Annotated in this window: 1 protein-coding gene; it reads right to left on the bottom strand. The window is 63.5% G+C overall.

Translation table 11 applies throughout. The features are described from left to right. Window positions 1-291 (bottom strand): hypothetical protein (locus AC1D1Y_RS26605; protein WP_477684984.1); only part of this gene is annotated, 291 nt, incomplete at its 3' end. Window positions 292-414: the final 123 nt, after the last annotated feature.

The following is a 414-nucleotide window of genomic DNA, read 5'->3' as shown; positions in this document are numbered from 1 at the left end:
GGCTTTGAACAGCGCACTGAACAGGCCAATCGTCATGGCGTAGTACATGCACAAGGTCCATTGGCGCATGGGCGTGAACCAAGCCGGGTCGAGGGCCCCGCCAAAGAGCTCTATGTCGGTGCCTGCCGACAGGCCCGCCATGCGCATATTCAGCAGCAGCCAGCCCACAAAGGTCCAGTACAGCGCGCTGCGGTTCACCACGGCGGTGAGCAGCATGAAGATGGCCAGCACGCCAATGCCGGCCTCCAGCATCACACCGGTTTTCTGGTGCGACACCTGCGCCATGTCCAAGGCATGCGGCTCCCAAGCATCCGCAGAAATCTTGGCAGGCCCCCGATAAACGGCCCGGCACAGCAGGCTCCAGGGCGCAGCAGACTCAGCGGGCTGCAGTGAGAAACCAGCGCGGCTGCGCTG

Source organism: Polaromonas sp. P1_G1 (genome assembly GCF_056405595.1).
The sequence above is the reverse complement of the archived record's forward strand: the minus strand, read 5'-3'. Positions and strand labels throughout refer to the sequence as shown.